Genomic DNA, 17,566 nt, shown 5'->3' with positions numbered 1-17,566 from the left:
AAGACCCTTATTCTCTTATCAGTCCAATTCTTACCGCCTAATCTGGATTAGTAGCGTGTAGAAGAAGTCCGGCTTACTTCGTCAGGTTCGCGGTAACGGGTAGTGTGATCATCATCTTTGCGAGCCAAACCAGCCAAGCCGATCAGACCCAACAGACCCAGCCAACCCCAGTCAAAGTCGCGATCGCCTTCCACTTCCGTCTCAGTGCCTTCCACTTCCGTCTCAGTGGTTGTTGTGGTGCCATCAACCGCAGGAGCATCTTGCGCAAAGCTAGGCGCACCTACAGACAACACAGTCAGGCTCAGTCCTAGTGCACTGGCTCCAGCCAATTTGGCGAAATTGGAAAGTTTCATAGTTAAGTATCCTCGCTAATTCTCATTTGTTAAGGAGATCTGGCAGTGCAACGACTGCACGTGTTCAATCAGTTGTTGACGGCTTGTTAAATCGTTTGTTTTAGCTATTCAACAACCATGTCTCTACAGTATTCGTTTGTCTTCAAGACTTGAATCAACCTAGAGCGATAAACCCGGATCAAGCCTAGTCATCCTGCAGAGATAGAGGATTAGCAGAGACGAATCTATTCCAACCTTTTCAATAGAATCAGCCTTAGAAGAATCAATCGACTTAATTCCAATTCTTGTACATTCAAAAAGCCGAAACCTTTGATTCACTGAAGTTTTGGCTTTAAATAAAAATGAGAAACGAATTTAGAAATATTAGAAATACTGGGGTTCTGTTCTAGAAATAGGAAGCTTTGGGTTAAGACTTTGAAAAGACATAAAAACAGATATTCTCAGAAAATACACATTTCTAAACATTCTTTGGTTGCGGACTAATCTACGAATTCTATAGATTCTTACAGCAGCCTCAAATCGGTTGTAAGTGGAACCAAGAATAGGAGAAATATAGCTTTGGCAGCCTCTATGAAATTAGAGTTTTTTCGATGCGGCGGTCAGGAATCAGCCCCATGAGTGCAACTAAAACGTATAGCAAGCGAGCGAGCCTTGAGTTCTACTACTGCGGTAGATAGGGCGCAATCTGACACACACGCAGCAGGTTTACTATTCTAGGTTTGGACGTTATCTCACAGCATGAACTGATTAGCGCATGGCAGGACACAGTAAGTGGGCAAATATTAAGCGGCAAAAAGCCAGAGTAGATGCGGTGAAGGGCAAAACCTTTGCCAAGATCTCGCGGGAGATTATTGTGGCAGCCCGGAGCGGAGTGCCTGACCCTGATGGTAATTCTCAGCTTCGCACGGCAATTGAGAAAGCAAAAGCGGCTGGAATTCCCAATGACAATATCGAACGGGCGATCGCTAAAGGCTCCGGCAAGCTAGGCGCAGATGCAGATGCGCTGGAGGCAATTCGCTATGAGGGGTATGGGCCGGGTGGCGTAGCTGTCTTGATCGAAGCATTTACCGACAACCGCAACCGCACTGCCGCCGACCTCAGGGCCGCCTTTAACAAAGTAGGCGGCAACTTGGGAGAAACGGGCTGTGTCGGCTGGATGTTTGAACAGAAGGGCGTTGTCACCCTGATTGGGGAAATTGATGAGGATGAGTTGCTAGAAGCATCGCTGGAAGGCGGAGCAGAATCTTACGAACTGGTTGAGGTCGATGAAGCAGCGGGGGCTGAGGTCTTCACGGAACCCATCAACCTGGAAACCCTGAGCCAAGTTTTACAGGAAAAAGGCTACAAAATTCAGCAGACCGAACTGCGCTGGATTCCGCAAAATTCCGTAGAAGTGACTGACTCTGACCAGGCGCGATCGCTGCTCAAACTAATGGATGCGCTAGAAGACCTGGATGACGTGCAGTCTGTCAACGCTAACTTTGATATGGCAGATGAACTCATGTCAGTCAGCATGGTCTAACGGTTCATCAGCAACAGCCCCTAGCCCGACTGATTCCAATAAATTGCGCCAACGGGCTGCCGCTGCTTCGTCTTCAGGATTGGTGCGGCGCTGCTCGGCGATCGCAGACAGAGCATCATGCCAGAGTCCGGCAGCAGCATAAATGGAGGGGCGATCGCTCTCTGCTGCTGCCTCGATTTCAGCTGCCAGATCAGGGGCAGGCTCAACTCGATGAAGCCAGCCTTCGGTGTAGAGGTCGGCTGAGCGATCGGCTGAATCGCAAATCAAAGAGAAAGACCAGCGGTATAGCGCATCCACTTCTAAGGGCGGCATTCCAGCATGGGCGGGTAACGCTAGGCTAACAATTCCCGCTTCACCGGTAATCTGCAATATAGTGCGATAAATCTCGTTGTCTGCCTCGTCAAACAAGACCAGCTCTATTGCCTCTGCTTGATTTGAGGGAACCCGCCAGAACAGCGTCGGATAGCCCGACAGCGTTCTTCCGTAGTTGTCCATTGGCATTAAGGCAACCAGTTGCGAGTCATCCAGTTGTGAGTGATCGATGCAGTTACCGCTGCCCCTTGTACCACCTGCCTCACGCCGACCCGGCAACCCTGGTGCAGGTGGGGTATATCCTCCAGGTGCAGGTCGAGCAGATGGGCTCTCCAGTTCAAAACCGGGCTGGTCGGTTGGGGGTGCGTCTGTCCCAGACGGACTCCCGAAGTCTCCTGCCCGTGTGCCGCCATCCCCTAAACGCTGAGGTAACCCCCGCTCTGGTGGAACGTACTGCTGCGCCAAGGCTGACGGCAAACCGCTATTGAGCAATAGCCCTAATGTCGTCAGGTAAGCCGCAATGCGAATAAGTCGAGGGCGATCGCAGTGCATAGGGAACACCGAATAAGGAACTGTAGAGGGTTAGGGGCTAATGCCCAGATTGCTGCTGACAGGCTGGCTGCTGACCTGCTCACAGCAGGGGACGAATGGCTGATCTGCCACTTTTGCTAGCTCCACCGAGTCAAGCAGAGTTCTCCAGCCTCTCATGAAACTGGCGTTTTGAGGATTGGCGCGACGCAGCTCGGCGAGGGATGTAAGCGCATCGTGCCAGATGCCAGCGGACGCATAGATAGTGGGGCGATCGCGGAGCGAGGCTGTTTCTAACCGAGCCAGCAGAGCTGCTTCTGGCTCAACCCGTTGAATCCAGCCCTCAGTATAAGGATCACCTGATCGATCGACATCGTCACAAATTAGGGAGAAGTACCAGTGATAGTCCTTCCCGACTTCTAGGGGTGGCATCCCGGCATTTTCAGGCAGGCTCAGGCTAATCACCCCTGATGCACCCGTTACCTGAAACCGAGTGCGATATAGCTCATTGTCGTTCTCATCTAACAGCACAAACTCCGCTGCTTCGGGCTGCACATCAGGAATGTACCAAAAAAAAGTTGGATACTCCGCAATCGTTTTACCAAAGTTAGTGTCAGGCATGAGAGCTGTCAGACGCTGGCTGCTGCTGAGGCAATCTCCACGAGTGCCCCCTCCTTCGCGACGACCGGGCAAGCCACGCTGAGGAGGAATGTACTCTTGAGCTAGGGTCACTGTGGGCAGGGCAGCCAGCCATATTCCTACCGCCAGCATGAGAGAAACAGGGAAACGGTTAAGCAAAAAAAGGGGGCGATGCATGACTCTTACTTCTCAGAACGGTTTTGTTGGCTTATCGGTGTTTTGAGCAGTCTTGATCAAGTCGGCAGAATGCATTGAGTGCGCATGGATAGAGCCACTGGCAATGCTAGCGAGTTTATTCGCTCTGGGCAGTAGTGCAGCACTGAGCAAAGGCAGCTTCAGCGATGTGATTGAGTCCAACCGAGTTGAGTAGAGTTGACCACTGAGTTGTAAAAGTTTGGCTGGTGGGTGTAGTGTGCAGCGCAACCAGGCTGGCGAATGCGTCATACCAGATGCCTGACTGGGCATAGAGGGCAGGAAGTTCTGCTGGAGTGGCATTTGCCAGGGCAGTTTCTAGGGCAGCGGTAGGTTCAACGCGCTGAATCCAGCCGTCCATGACGCGATCGCCAGAACGATCGCCTAAGTTGCAGGTTAAGCCAAAGCTCCACTGATATGGTTTGCCAGGTTCCAGAGCAGACGCGCTATCAGCAGGCAGCGTGACGCTAACCACATTAGCGCTGTGACTTGGTTGAAAGGTGGTGCTGTAGACTTCGTTACCTTGCTCATCCAAAAGCATAAAGTCGGCTGCTACGGCTTTCTCGGCGTAAAGCTGAGGAATGTAGAAGAAAAAAGTAGGGCGTTCTGAAGTGGTGTAGCCAAAATTTTCAGCCGGAGTCAGAGCAGTAGGCAATTCTTCTACCGATGACTGGGAGGAGGATTGGGTTGGGTTGGCTACCGCTAACTCATTCCAGCAGCCGCGGGTACCCCCTCCTTCTCGCCGTCCTGGTAAACCCACATCTGGAGGGTTGTATTCCTGGGCGATCGCCATCAAAGGAAATCCTCCCACTACTAAGCCGAGTGAAAAAGCACAACAAATCGTGACGAAGATTGGACGAATTTTAGAATTCAGATTTAATCGGTACATGCTAATTCCATCCTATGAACACACAGGGATCGTTTGATGCAGATGGTTTGTTCGAAAAATAAAGATTGATAATGACTGAAGCGATCGCCACAGAGTTGATTCACACTCCCAGTTGATAAAGTTGGGGCTACAACTTGGAGACGGTGCAACGTCTGGGCTGTGAGGATTTGCCTAGCCTTCCGAATTAATGGATAGCGGTTTAATAGGTGACTCAACAACGGCCTCGACGACTCACTATATTTATATCTGCCCCCGTCTGAGCATCAGAACTAGTACGGAGGTGCTTGTTCTATAGATTCAGAGTATTTGCTTTTGTTTCCGTACTAATTTCATCCGTCTCATTCACCTAACTGAGGGTATCAGCAGCGATAACCGTCTTATGGCTCCGATTCCTATTTAAACGCGGATGTTTTAAGTTTCCGGTTTAGCCCGATGAAGATTAGATAAACCAAATACCTATTTTCCTGCTAAGGCTGAGCAGCGATCGCCCCTCTAACCAGAACGATGGTGCGATCCCCATAGCGGGCGATCGCCTCTGGAATATTGCCCTTAATTGCCTGCTGTAACAAGCCCTCGCGACTTGCTCCTAGCACAATCACATCGCAGGCATCTCTGACCGCCAGATGCAGGATGGCTTCTGGGACTGAATGTCCCCAGGCTGGGCAAGCCACCACAGGATAATGCACCTGGCTGCTCAGTTGCTCTACCGCCTGATGCAGCAGCACATTGTCTTCCGCCGAATCTATTGAATTAAATACCTGACAAATTTCGACCGTAGGGGAAGGGCTAAGTGTCGTTAGTGCTGGCAATAGCCGCAAAGCCTGCTGGGAGTTTGGTCCGCCTGCAATTGGCACCAGCCAGTGGTCAAAAGTTCCAGCCTTGCTGAGCTTGATCACCACAACATCGCAGGCAGCCTGTCGCACAACCGTATCTACTGCACTGCCAAACACCCGCCCCGGCGTAGCGGTAGTTCCCTTCCAGCCCATCAAAATCAGGTCGATGTGACGCTCCTTAATCGTCTCCAGCATTGCCTGCGCTGCATCATGGGCAACCCGAATTTGAGTATGAATCGGAATTTGCCAGTCTCGCCCCAGTTGTTCAGTTTGGCGCAGTAAGCGGCGACTGGTGGTTGTCCTGACCATTGTTTCTGCTGGAGAACTGCCGCGCGGCACGATAATCACTTGTAGGCATTCCAGTTCATAATCGCGATCGCGAGCAATGGTTGACGCAATTTTAAGCAGCAACGGAGCCGTTTGGGGATTACTCAACGGTACTAGTAGCCGCCCCTTGCCAGTAGCGGGCGATCGCGTCTGATAGACCACATAGGAAGGTTCTGGCTGCGGACCAAACTGCCGGGTTTCGCCATTAAGCTGGTCAGACTCCGCCCGAATAATGTCAGCGCGAGTGATGATGCCAACCAGCTTAGGACCTTCGGTCACCGGTAAGCGGCTGAGCTTAAACCGATTCAGCAAATAGAGTACGTGGGTGAGCGGATCAGACGGGCTAACCGTGACAGGCTGAGGGGTCATGATATCTGACAGAGTCGCTTCCTCTAGGGCAGAGGGACGACGGGATGGGTCTGCTAGATCGCTCTGGGTGACAATTCCCACGAGCCTGCCATCATCGACAACCGGAAAACCGCGATGGTGCGATCGCGAAAAAGCCTGCACTGCCTCGCTCAGCTTCATCTGGCTAGATAATGTCTCAACCCGCCGCTGCATTAGCGTGGCTGCAGTTAGGTCAGCCCACGGACCAGTATTTGCCGTCACCGTTTCTAGGTGAATGCCATTCCAGGCTAAGAGGCGGCTATAAAGCGATCCCCCAGCAAGGCGATCGGCAATCAGGTAGGCGATCACAGAGCCGATCATCAGCGGCAGCACCAGATTAAAGTCTGTCGTGATTTCAAAAACGATGACAATCGCCGTAATCGGACCTCGTGTAATGGCGCTAAAAAAAGCACCCATTCCTGCTAACGCATAGGTGCTGGCAGGACTGACCCCAACGGGAATTCCTAGGGGAATCCCAATCAGCGTTTCTAGCCCCTGGGCCGAGAATCCAACCAAGTATCCCAAAGCTGACCCCAGCACCAACGATGGCGCAAAAAGTCCTCCAGGGGCCCCAGAGCCGTAAGCGACTAGCGTCAGGACAAATTTCACCCAGAAAACCAACAGCGTCACCTGCCAACCCGCCGCTCCAGTACTCAAAAAATCTTGCAGTCCCGTGTCATCTCGCACAGCGGGAGGCAGGAGCATTCCGACCAGCCCAGTAATCAATCCAGCCAGCCCAACCTTCAAGGGCAATCCCAAGTGCAGGGTACGGCGGTAAAAGCTCAAACTGACAAAAATGCCCTGACTAAACAACGCACCTAGCAACCCAGCTAGCAGCCCCAGAACCAAAAAAAAGGGAATGTCTTGCAGCGAAAAACTGACATGAACCTCATTACCCGTGACGATTGAATTAAGGCTGAGTCCTTGTCCACCCAAGAGCCGCGAGACAACAGCTCCAATAAACGAAGCCAGAATGGCAGTACCCAGCGTCAATCCAGAAAAATCTTGCAGGAATTCCTCCACCACAAACAGCACTCCGGCGATCGGGGCATTAAAGCCAGCCGCCAGTCCAGCGGCCGCTCCTGCGGCCAAAAGCTGCCTGCGATATTCGGGTGAAGTAGGAATCCACTGGCTCAGTTGAGCTGCAAGTGCTGCACCAATCTGCACAGTTGGACCTTGACGACCCAGACTTAACCCTGACCCCAGCGCCAAGGTGACGCTGATTAGCTTGACGATCGCCACTCGCAGGTTGAGCGGAATGGGAAAATTTGCTAGTGCCGCTTTTACCTGTGGAATTCCACTACCTGCGGCTTCTGGGGCTAGACGCTCGATCAGTAAACCCGTTAAACATCCGCCTCCAAGACCCACCAGAGGCAGCATCCAGAGAAACTGATTGGAAAGGTCAATTCGCCAACCGCCCAGCCAGCTAATTCCTTGCTTGAGCAAAACGGCTGCCAAACCGGAGACAAGTCCAATGACGCAGGCTTCAAAGATAGCGAGACGCTTTGACCCGACCAAAATCTGTCGGAATTGTCTGGGAACGGAAAGATGCCACATCGGCGGGTAGATGAAGGACTAAAAGGGAAGAACGAGCGATGCCGGAAAATTTAATTTTCCTTAAGCTTGCGGATCAGAAACTTCGCACAGCTTGTATACATATCAAAGAGGCAAATTTTCATAAAAACACTCTACCTTCTGTTATTTTTGTTTACCTTATTTGATTGCGAGTTGATTTCAACTGTTTTAGCGAGCTTGTATTAAGAGTTTAGAGGGGTTTACTACCTGGGTTGCTACCGGATCTTGAGATGTTTAGAGTGTTCTTTAATCAGTAGAAACTTTACGGCTCGAAAGTCTATCTTGACCTGAGCGGTTGGGAGACAAATTTGCTCAGGTGGGGGCATCTGACTCGTAGTTATCGCTTCAGTGGTGGTTTGGGGTGCTGAAATCACTGAAAGAGTCGCTGTGAGCTGTTTGCAAGTTTCACAGAAGTTGATTGTGTTCCTTGTTGTCACCAATAATTGCAGCCGATGGCAGCACGATTGCTTGATGAATCTGCCAAACTTACGGCCTTGTTTCGGTATCGGATTTTAGATACTGAACCAGAGGCTACGTTTGATGCGATCGCCCGTCTGGCGACTCAAATCTGCCAGGTGCCGATCGCCATGGTCAATTTTCTGGTGGACAATTACTATTGGTCAAAGTCAAGCATTGGGCTAGAGTTGCCCGTTAGCCTGGAGCAATCGTTTTGTGCCCATGTGATTCAGCAAGCAGGGATGCTGATCGTACCTGACATGCTGGCAGATGAGCGGTTCAGGCTATATCCGCTGGTAGCTGGGCATCCTCACATTCGGTTTTATGCAGGTGTGCCGCTGATTACTCCAGAAGGGCTGGCCATCGGCACCTTATGCGTTATGGACTGGGACGTGCGATCGCTCAGTCTAGAGCAGCAAGAATCTCTGCAAACCTTGAGCCAGCAGGTTGTTGCCCAACTGGAACTGCGGCGCAAGTCAGTAGAGCTAGAGGAAGCGATCGCCAACCAAACTCAAATCGAAAAGACCGGCGAAACCCGTTCTAAGCGTAAACTGGCTCGCTTGCTGACCAGCATTACGGATGCTTTCTTCACGCTCGACCATAATTGGCGGTTTACCTATCTCAATCCTCAGGTTGAAAAGGCGCTGTTTAGAACTCGAAGTGAACTGTTAGGGCGACGCATTTGGGATGTGTTTCCCGAAACAGTCGGCTCCGTATTTGAGCAAGAATATCGGCGATCGATCGCCCAGCAAACTCCCGTACACTTCGAAGAATTCTACCCGCCTTTAGGAAGCTGGTTTGAGGTGAGGGCATTTCCTTATCAAGAAGGACTGTCCGTTTACTTTCGGGATGTGACGACACGCAAACAGTCGGAGATGGACTTGTTGCAGCGATCGCACCTGTCTGAGTTTATTGCTGCGATGGGGGTACTGCTGGCGCAAGGCGGGGCGCTATCCGAAATTTTGGGGCGCTGTACCGAAACCACGATGCAGTATCTTGATGCCACCTTCGTTCGCATCTGGACGTATAACGGTGAGGCAAAACTGCTAGAGCTACAGGCGATCGCCGGACAGCATTCCCACGTCGAAGATTTTTATAGCCGTATTCCTCTAAGTATTTCCATCATTGGCTTTATCGCTCAACTCCGTCAGCCTTACCTGACCAATGATGTGCAAAACGACGTATGCATCGGCGCACGCGACTGGGTGCAGCGCGAAAACCTGGTTAGTTTCGCAGGTTATCCCCTGATTGTTGAAGATCGTCTGGTCGGCGTAATGGCTTTGTTTTGTCGGCAACCGTTGAGCGAAGCGACCCTCAACACCCTTGGCTGGATCGCCAACAGCATTGCCGTGGCGATCGACCGTATCTGGGCGAGAGAAGCCTTGATGAGCCGCCGAGAAGCGTTGTTGTTTCGCCTAGCTAGCCAAATTCGGGAGTCGCTCAACCTGGATGTGATTTTGGGGACAACCGTAAGTGAGGTGCGATCGCTCTTGCAAATCGATCGCTGTCACTTTCTCTGGTGCTGGATGAACGACGATCGCCCCAGTCTGGTTGTCACCCACGAATCTTGCAGTTCTAATTTGCCTAGCCTGCTAGGAGACTGCCCACCTGAAGAGACTGTCCCCCTGGCGGTAAGCATCCTAAATCTACAGATGATTCGGATTGATGATGCCACAAAGGAGTTAGAAAGAGACGCCGAGGTACAAGAGCTACTCAATCGTGGCATTATGGCGCAACTGCTGGTGCCGCTAGAAACGCAATCTAACCAGCTAGGCGCGATTGTCTGTAGCCACAGTCGCGCTCATACCTGGAGCGATAGCGAAGTGGAGCTGCTCCACGCTGTCGTAGATCAGGTGGCGATCGCCATTGAGCAGGCAGAACTCTACGCCAAAACCCGCGCTGCCGCCTTTGCCGCTGAGACTCAAGCGAGACAACTGACCGAAGCTCTGCAAAACTTACAGCAAACCCAGTCTCAGCTGATTCAGACCGAGAAGATGTCGAGTCTAGGGCAAATGGTGGCAGGCATTGCCCACGAAATTAATAACCCCGTCAACTTCATTACGGGCAATCTGGTTCATGCCAACAATTACACCAAAGACCTGCTGCACCTGATTCAGCTTTATCAGCAGTACTACCCTGACCCAGCACCCGAAATTCAAGCTTTGATTCAGACCATTGATATTGAGTTTGTCGCGGATGACCTACCCAAGCTGCTAGCCTCTATGCGAATCGGGGCAGATCGAATTCGCCAAATTGTGCTTTCTCTCCGCAACTTCTCACGCCTGGACGAAGCTGCAATGAAGCCCGTCAACATTCACGAAGGCATCGATAGCACGTTGCTCATCTTACACAATCGGTTCAAGGCTTGCGGCAACAGTACAGGAATTCGGGTAATTAAGAACTATGGGGTGCTGCCGCCCGTGGAATGTTATGCCGGACAGCTTAACCAGGTCTTTATGAACATTCTGAGCAATGCGATCGATGCCCTAGAAAGCCAGCCCGAACCCAAAACAATTACCATCCAAACTGAATTTACTCCCGACCTACCAACAGCCAGACTATCTGAATCCGGAGCTGAGATAATGCTGGGACAACCAGTTGCAACTCAGACGGCTCTGACTTCTAGCATTGACACAGAACATAATATTCGGGGAATGGTTACAATCCGCATTCAAGACAACGGCGCAGGAATGACCCCCAATATTCAAGAGCGCCTGTTCGACCCTTTCTTCACAACCAAGCCCGTAGGACAAGGAACGGGGCTAGGAATGTCGATTAGCTATCAAATCGTGGTGCAAAAACATGGTGGACATCTTGAATGCCGCTCTGCTCCGGGTCAGGGCACAGAATTTATCATTCAGATTCCTTCTTCTCCCAGAAACTCCTTGTAAAGCGTGAATTGGTTGTTAGACGTTTTCTGCGTCAAAGATTTTGTAACAGGTTTTACCAGATTCTTTAGCGCGGTGCATTGCGACATTGGCATAGTGCAACAGATCTTGCGGCTGATCGTAGCCGTTGCTGAGGGCAATCCCAATACTGGCGGTCACAAAAACCTCATGCCTGTTGAGCGTAAACGGCAGCATTAACCGTTGCTGAATACACTCAACGACCGAAGTAGCCTCACTGATATCGCTAATGTTGTCCAGCAGAATGGCAAATTCGTCATTCCCAAAATGACTGGCGGTATCACCGAGATGCAGGCAATTTTCTAGCTCCTGAGCAAACTGACACAGCAGATGATCGCCTGCTGAGTGTCCCAGTTGGTCGTTGGTCAGCTTGAACTGATCCAGGTCTAAAAACATCACTGCAAATAGACCGTTTTGCCGCTGCACTCGCTCAGCGGTGTAGGTTAACCGCTCAAGAAAAAGAGTGCGATTGGGCAATCCGGTCAGCCCATCGTGCAAGGCACTGTGCAACAGTTGAGTTTCTGTTTGCTTGCGGTTGGTAATGTCTCTGCTAAAGACAGCTACCCCCGTAATTAGCCCACTGCGATCGAAGATTGGATTAAAAGAAATATCAAGGTAAATAGAAATATCGTTCAAAAAATAATAGTGCTCAGCATCAAAGCGATCGCCCTTCAAAGCGCGGTTGTAGTAGTCAATCCATAACGTTCGTTGCTCAGCAGGCAGGCAATCTATTGCATTCATTCCAGGAGCAAGTTCTACATCAAATGCAAGTAAAAACAGTTGCTTAAACGCCAAATTGAGCGTCAACACCGTGTAGTGTGAATCCACAGACCAGACAGCATCCTGAGTACTTTCAATTAAATTCAGTAGATTTGCTTCGTTTTGACGCAGTGCTTTTTCGGCTTTCTGAAGTCGCTCTACTTTCGCCTGCAAAAGCTGATTGATTTCCTCTAAGTCTGACATTTTTCTTGCCTCTGGATTTGCGATTGAATAAATAGCTCATTTGCAAGCCGATATTCCAAAGCTAAAAACCAAAGGTGAAGAAATTGGGAAGGAAGCTGAGATTTACTGGAGCTTCATGGAAGGCTGCCCTTTATAGCGCTGCGCCCATACTTTAGGACAAGTTTTTGTGTAGAAGCTCCCGCGCAGTTCACGCAAAAACGTTTTAATCAAGGCACGTAGCGCCATACTTTTCCTAGCTTCCCCAATTCCCTCAACCAGGTGGACTAGTGAGGGCGATCGCGTCAGAATAAGGAAGGTATAACTACTTATTTGTTTGACTTAACTTGTTCGGCTTGATTGATTACGGTTTGATCAATGGTGTTAAATTCGCTTCCATCTCCGGCTTCGCTTGCCTCTGGTCATAATTCGTCTCACCCGTTTGAACTTCAAACTGGGCTTCAAACTCATCATTGCGATCGCCTCTCTGTAGACTATGACCTGGCGATCGTGGGTGGGGGAATTGTGGGGCTGACCCTAGCCTCTGCCCTCAAGCAAGCGGGGCTAAAGATCGCACTCATTGAAGCACAACCTCGGACTGCTGGACTCGAGCGGCGACGGGCATATCACATCACGCTGACCTCCAGCAAAATTTTTGCCGGGTTAGGGCTCTGGGCGCAAATTCTGCCCCAGATCACCACTTTTCGCCAAATTCATCTTGCCGACGCTGACTATCCGGCAGCAGTGCAGTTTCAACCTCAAGATTTAGGGACTGAGGCACTGGGCTACGTGGCAGAACATCGGGTTTTGCTGCAAGCTCTACAGGAGAGCCTGGAAGATGCAGAACAGGTAAGCTGGCTCTCCCCGGCAGAGGTCTTGTCCGCAGACTATCAGCCCGATTGCGTTACACTGACCGTCTCGATGCAGGGAAAGGTTCAATCGATTAAAACGCGGCTGCTGGTCGCAGCCGATGGAACGCGATCGCCCATGCGCCAGCAGGCAGGCATTGGCACTCACGGGTGGCAATATTGGCAGTCGTGCATTACCGCAGTGATTCAACCTGAAAAGCCACACGGCAACATCGCCCGCGAACACTTTTGGGAAAGCGGCCCGTTTGCTACTCTGCCACTTCCCGATAACCGCTGTCAGATCGTTCTTACGGCTCCCCATGCTGAAGCAAAAGCCTTCATGAACCTGAGCGACGCTGAGTTTTTGGCAGAGCTAGACCGCCGCTATGATGGACAACTGGGACAGCTGACCCTGGTGGGCGATCGCCTCCTATTTCCGGTGCAGCTGATGCATAGCGATTGCTATACACTTCCCCGCTTAGCGCTAATCGGGGATGCAGCCCATTGCTGCCATCCCGTCGGCGGGCAGGGGTTGAACATGGGAATTCGAGATGCGGCTGCCCTGGCTCAAGTTTTGCAAAGGGCGTATCAGCATGGCGAGGACATCGGCACGTTACGCGTCCTAAAACGCTACGAACGCTGGCGTTGGCTAGAAAATTTAACCATTCTCGGTTTCACTGATCTGCTCGATCGCTGTTTCTCAACCAACTGGGCACCTCTGCGACTCAGTCGGCGACTAGGACTGCGGGTCATGCGTGCTATTCGTCCCCTCAAATGGCTAGCACTCCGACTCATGACGGGATCAAGCGGACGCTTACCAGATCTAGCAAAACCTTCTTAACCATTTACTCCAGAGCACCAAAATTTTCAGATTTCCAATCCCCAATCCCCGCTATGATTTAACCTTGAGTTGATCTTTTGCTTACCTCATTAAAGAGTCTCCAGAGCGATTCGGATATTCTAACGGGGGAAGTCAAGTCTATTAAGAATTTGGAAGTAGCGTTTCTGCACCACCATGTTCCCAGTCCTTGAAACCGTTATCAAAGGCGGCCCAGTCATGGTTCCTATTGTCGGATTGTCGGTCGCGACGATCGCCTGTGCGCTTGAGCGCAGCTGGTTTTGGTATCAGCTTTTGAGCCAGGAAGACCGGATTGTACATGATGTGCTGGATGCAGCCCGCTACGATCTGAATGAGGCTGGAGCGATCGCTGAAAAAGCGCAAACTCTGCCTATTGGACGCTTCCTGCTAGCGCCTTTGCGACTGAGAAATCCCAGCCCTGAAACTTTTCGTCTAGCAATGGAAGCAACAGGCGATAAAGAATTTGTGCAAATGCGAAAGGGTGACAAGCTTTTAGAAACGGTGGTTGCGGTTTCGCCGCTGCTGGGACTGTTGGGTACCGTGACGGGCTTGATTGGCACGTTCAACAACCTCAATATTGGCGGTGGCGGCACTACCCAGCAGGCAACCGCAGCCGCAGCCGGAATTGGGGAAGCGTTGATCACCACTGCGGCTGGAATGGTTGTGGCAATTTTGGCGTTAGCGGTTTTTCGGGTGATGGTGTCGCTTCAGGCGCGGCAAATGGACTACTTTTCGGAAGTGGGCAATGAGCTTGAGCTAATCTATCGTCAGGTCTGGTATGAGCCTGCGATCGCCGATGAAAACTACGTCCCCGCTGCTGCTATATCGGGTCGCCCTATCGCCGACGGCAACTAAGCTCTAAACTTCAGCTATGTGATTTAACGATCGTCGCCAAACTTCCCAACTGATAGAAGTTGAGCTAACTCCCATGCTAAATTCGCAAACGCATTCTCTCAGAAGATCTGGTGCAAACCTACGTCAGAGCGCTGGATGAAGCAACTTCTAGAGTTGGAAGACGATTAGTGCAAAGGCCCATGAAGTCGATCATCTTGTGAACTAAATCAGGTTTAGTCACGACGAGAATTGTTGAGCCAGCTTCCAAGACCGTGCTGCCATTTGGAATGATCAAATCAGCACAGGAATGGCACTGGTAGCCAATCATCAATGAGCCTTTGGGGAAGCTGGGGTCTTGAGCAACGTGGGCAACGGTACGCCCGGTAATGTAGCAGTTAGCCGGAACCGGCAGTTTTAACACTTCTACCTGCCCCTGCTCAAAGTGCATCATCGACTCCACTTCGGGGTATTCGATCGCATTTGCCATTGTCGTGACAGCCAGGTCAATCGTGCTAATCACATGATTGGCTCCGGCGATGCGGTAGGGTTCAAAGAAATCCTGTTCGCTCATTCGCACGACGATGTGAGGCACCCCGTAGTGCTTAGAAAGCGTCACCATCGCTAGGTTCAAGGCATCGCTGCTGAGCGTTGCTGCGACTGCATCGGCTTTGCGAATTCCGGCTTCTAACAAGACCAAGGTGCTGACCGCGCTGCCCTCAAAGGCCATTACGCCAATTTTTTCACGAGCAAATTGGCAGGCAAGGGGATCGGTGTCAATGATGGCAACGGTATGCCCCATCTCTAACAAGTTTTGGGCTAAACGTAGCCCCATCATGCCAGCGCCACCAATGAGGACATACATGTTGATCATCTCCTAAACTTATTCTTTGTTTGATAGGGAAGGTTGGCGCAATTGTTGAATTAAAAGCTGAATTCCTAGAGCAATCAGTCCGAGGGCGGCGATCGCAAAAATTGCAGTCGCTAGTGTGCTTAAGCCAATGACCAAGGTTCTCACTGCAACGGCAATGTTAGTTGCTGTCACGCTGCTCGTGGGCAAGGGTTTTGCGGCAAGCCCTTGAATGATCGCTTGGTTGAGCAGGTAGAGGAGAAAAGCAAGCCCCCCTGCAATAATCGCCCCCGTAAAGCAGCGCAACGGTGTAGGCGGAGTTTCACCCGCAGAGTTTTTATTTTGCTGAGAAGAATCTGGTGAAGGTAGGTCTGCCATAGTGCGTTTGTTATGTTCTACAAATGGTAGTTTTCAAATGATATCGAGCGAGAGCAAAAAAGATTTCGCCCTTACAATTTGCTACTCACCGGGTGTATCAGTGCAGCATGAGGTAGACAAATTTTCTAACTTCCCCGCAATTCTTGCCCGAATGCTACGCCCTTCGAGGATTTACAAGATCAAACAATTTGAATGCCGCCAGCCCTAAACTGCGTCACCCAGGTTTGTAAATCCGGATCAGGCAAAGCAGCCTGAATCTGCTGTTGCAAATGTTTTGCCTCTGCCTGTGACTCAGCCAGGGCAAAGACCGTTGGACCCGACCCTGACATCATTGTCCCTAACGGATTGAACTGCTGTATCGTTTCTCGCAACTGAGCCACCTGCGGGTGGGCGGGCAGGACGACTTTTTCCAAATCGTTGTGCAACAGCTTACCGATTTTGGAACTGTCATGATGCATAATCGCAGCCACAATTTCACCCGCATGGGCACGCTGCTTTGGCGTAGTCGATGTTCCGACAGCGGAACCCGTTGTGGAAACAGGGCTATAGGAATCGCCAAACTGTTTACGATAGGTCTGGTATGCCCAAACCGTCGAAACGCTAAGACTGCGGTACTTGGCTAGCACCGCATAAAGGGAGTTAATGCTGGGCAGCGGTGAAAGCTGTTCGCCTCGTCCGGTGGCGATCGCCGTCCCTCCTGCGATGCAAAACGGGACGTCTGACCCCAACTTTGCGGCCAAATCCTGTAGCTCGCCTTGAGTCAGTCCTAACCCCCAAATCAAGTCAAGTCCCACCAGCACGGCTGCGCCATTGGTCGAGCCACCCGCCAACCCAGCCCCAACCGGAATGTGCTTGTGAATCGTGATATTTACTCCGCCATACTGCTCAAATGCATTTGGGAACTCTGCTGCCATCAGCAAGGCCGCTTTGTAAGCCAAATTGCTCTCATCAGCAGGCACTTCGGGATGATCGCAGTGCAGCCGAAACTGATCGACTCCATTGGCATTGAGATCGATTCGATCTGCCAGATCAATTCCCTGGAGAACCATTGCCAGCTCATGATATCCATCAGGGCGATCGCCAATAACTTCCAGGTAAAGGTTGATTTTAGCCGGGGCAATCAGGGAGTAGGAGCGCATTGGAAGGATGAGGGATGAAGGATGAGGACGTGATACTAGTCTATTGTCTATCGCGATGGGTGACTAAGGACTAGTTGATTTGCGCTCTTGACCTCATACTGTATTCCTTGTGGTCCACCGACTAGAGTGTGTCATGGCTCGTAATGGAGCTGTTATGCTGCGATCGCCACGCCGAGCAGGGTGAATCTTACAGAGCCCTGTTTAATGGCCGTTGAAGCTGTTGGAGTTCCTCAATTGACCGCCCTGTCACACGAACAATAATTTCAATTGGCAGTCCTTCTCGCAACAAATTGTTAGCAATGTCTCTTTGCTTTCTTACCGCTGCTGCTTCTTGAATAGACTAATAGCTCACTGACTTCTGTATGGAGAAGTGTTCCGCAAGGAATCAGCAGGTATCGTCGCACATGGATGGCTTGTACAACTCGTGATACCCACCTGATTTTGGCTTAAATTTAACTAAATTCTGATACTTTGCTAAACACTCAACGGCATAACGTTCGCAATCACCGGACGCAGACAAACTTTGCAAATTAACCAACCATATTGAAACGTTCCGGTGCAGTGCGATTGTTATGCGGTGTTTCTACTATGAGGTCCGACGGGGGCGACGCGTCCCTGGCTAACATGGCGCTTCGCAAATCTTCTTCCCGCACCCGGACTTCATGCACGTCGCTCATTTCGATTCCTCTCCGAAAAGATCAAGAACCGCTCGCCATGCGCGCTCAGTGTGTTTTGGGTGATAGCCGACACCTGGCACGGTCGCTTGAACATGCGTGAGCCCTTCGGCCGGCGATCCATCCGAA

General features: G+C 51.0%; 13 protein-coding genes. 4 read left to right on the top strand and 9 right to left on the bottom strand.

Features of this window, described 5'->3' with window-relative positions; genetic code table 11:
- Positions 1-47: 47 nt before the first annotated feature.
- Positions 48-353 carry a WGxxGxxG family protein gene (locus H6F88_RS10880; protein WP_190642775.1) on the bottom strand — a complete coding sequence of 102 codons (306 nt, stop codon included), beginning with the start codon at positions 351-353 and terminating at the stop codon, positions 48-50.
- A gap of 754 nt (positions 354-1,107) precedes the next feature.
- On the opposite strand from H6F88_RS10880, the gene H6F88_RS10875 reads away from it, so the two are divergent.
- A complete protein-coding gene (locus H6F88_RS10875; protein ID WP_190642774.1) occupies positions 1,108-1,875 on the top strand; it encodes a YebC/PmpR family DNA-binding transcriptional regulator in 768 nt (255 codons plus the stop codon).
- On the opposite strand, the gene H6F88_RS10870 is transcribed toward H6F88_RS10875, so the two are convergent.
- From H6F88_RS10870 to H6F88_RS10855, 4 genes are all read right to left on the bottom strand, one after another.
- Positions 1,858-2,739, bottom strand: coding sequence for a DUF928 domain-containing protein (locus H6F88_RS10870; protein ID WP_190642773.1), 882 nt, complete (start codon positions 2,737-2,739; stop codon positions 1,858-1,860). The genes H6F88_RS10875 and H6F88_RS10870 overlap by 18 nt on opposite strands.
- Positions 2,740-2,769: 30 nt before the next feature.
- A complete protein-coding gene (locus tag H6F88_RS10865; protein WP_190642772.1) occupies positions 2,770-3,531 on the bottom strand; it encodes a DUF928 domain-containing protein in 762 nt (253 codons plus the stop codon).
- Positions 3,532-3,646: 115 nt separating this feature from the next.
- Positions 3,647-4,435, bottom strand: a complete 789-nt coding sequence (locus H6F88_RS10860) for a DUF928 domain-containing protein (protein ID WP_190642771.1) — start codon at positions 4,433-4,435, stop codon at positions 3,647-3,649.
- A 467-nt stretch (positions 4,436-4,902) separates the two neighbouring features.
- On the bottom strand, positions 4,903-7,539 hold the full coding sequence (locus tag H6F88_RS10855) for a chloride channel protein (RefSeq protein WP_190642770.1): 2,637 nt from the start codon (positions 7,537-7,539) through the stop codon (positions 4,903-4,905).
- Positions 7,540-8,009: 470 nt separating this feature from the next.
- Here H6F88_RS10855 and H6F88_RS10850 point away from each other — a divergent pair, with 470 nt between their 5' ends.
- The gene (locus H6F88_RS10850) at positions 8,010-10,904 is read left to right on the top strand and encodes a GAF domain-containing protein (RefSeq protein WP_190642769.1); all 2,895 of its coding nucleotides are present in this window, start codon (positions 8,010-8,012) and stop codon (positions 10,902-10,904) included.
- 15 nt (positions 10,905-10,919) lie between these two features.
- On the opposite strand, the gene H6F88_RS10845 is transcribed toward H6F88_RS10850, so the two are convergent.
- Positions 10,920-11,882 carry a GGDEF domain-containing protein gene (locus H6F88_RS10845; RefSeq protein WP_190642768.1) on the bottom strand — a complete coding sequence of 321 codons (963 nt, stop codon included), beginning with the start codon at positions 11,880-11,882 and terminating at the stop codon, positions 10,920-10,922.
- 354 nt (positions 11,883-12,236) lie between these two features.
- Between H6F88_RS10845 and H6F88_RS10840 the strand changes: the two genes are divergently transcribed.
- Entirely contained in the window at positions 12,237-13,547 is a 1,311-nt protein-coding gene (locus H6F88_RS10840; RefSeq protein WP_190642767.1) for an FAD-dependent hydroxylase, read from the top strand.
- A gap of 216 nt (positions 13,548-13,763) precedes the next feature.
- Entirely contained in the window at positions 13,764-14,420 is a 657-nt protein-coding gene (locus tag H6F88_RS10835; RefSeq protein ID WP_347277690.1) for a MotA/TolQ/ExbB proton channel family protein, read from the top strand.
- Between the two features lie 118 nt (positions 14,421-14,538).
- Here the strand turns inward: H6F88_RS10835 and H6F88_RS10830 are convergent, their stop codons facing one another.
- From H6F88_RS10830 to ispE, 3 genes are all read right to left on the bottom strand, one after another.
- Positions 14,539-15,261, bottom strand: a complete 723-nt coding sequence (locus H6F88_RS10830) for a TrkA family potassium uptake protein (protein WP_190642765.1) — start codon at positions 15,259-15,261, stop codon at positions 14,539-14,541.
- An 18-nt stretch (positions 15,262-15,279) separates the two neighbouring features.
- Positions 15,280-15,624 (bottom strand): DUF3082 domain-containing protein, encoded by a 345-nt coding sequence (locus H6F88_RS10825; protein ID WP_190642764.1) that lies wholly within the window; start codon positions 15,622-15,624, stop codon positions 15,280-15,282.
- A gap of 179 nt (positions 15,625-15,803) precedes the next feature.
- On the bottom strand, positions 15,804-16,763 hold the full coding sequence (gene ispE, locus H6F88_RS10820) for a 4-(cytidine 5'-diphospho)-2-C-methyl-D-erythritol kinase (protein WP_190642763.1): 960 nt from the start codon (positions 16,761-16,763) through the stop codon (positions 15,804-15,806).
- Between the last annotated feature and the right edge of the window lie 803 nt (positions 16,764-17,566).

Origin of the sequence: Oculatella sp. FACHB-28 (assembly GCF_014696015.1) — a bacterium.
Lineage (GTDB): Bacteria > Cyanobacteriota > Cyanobacteriia > Elainellales > Elainellaceae > JAAUTN01.
Note: the sequence above shows the minus strand (reverse complement) of the source record. Positions and strands in the feature narration are given on the sequence as shown.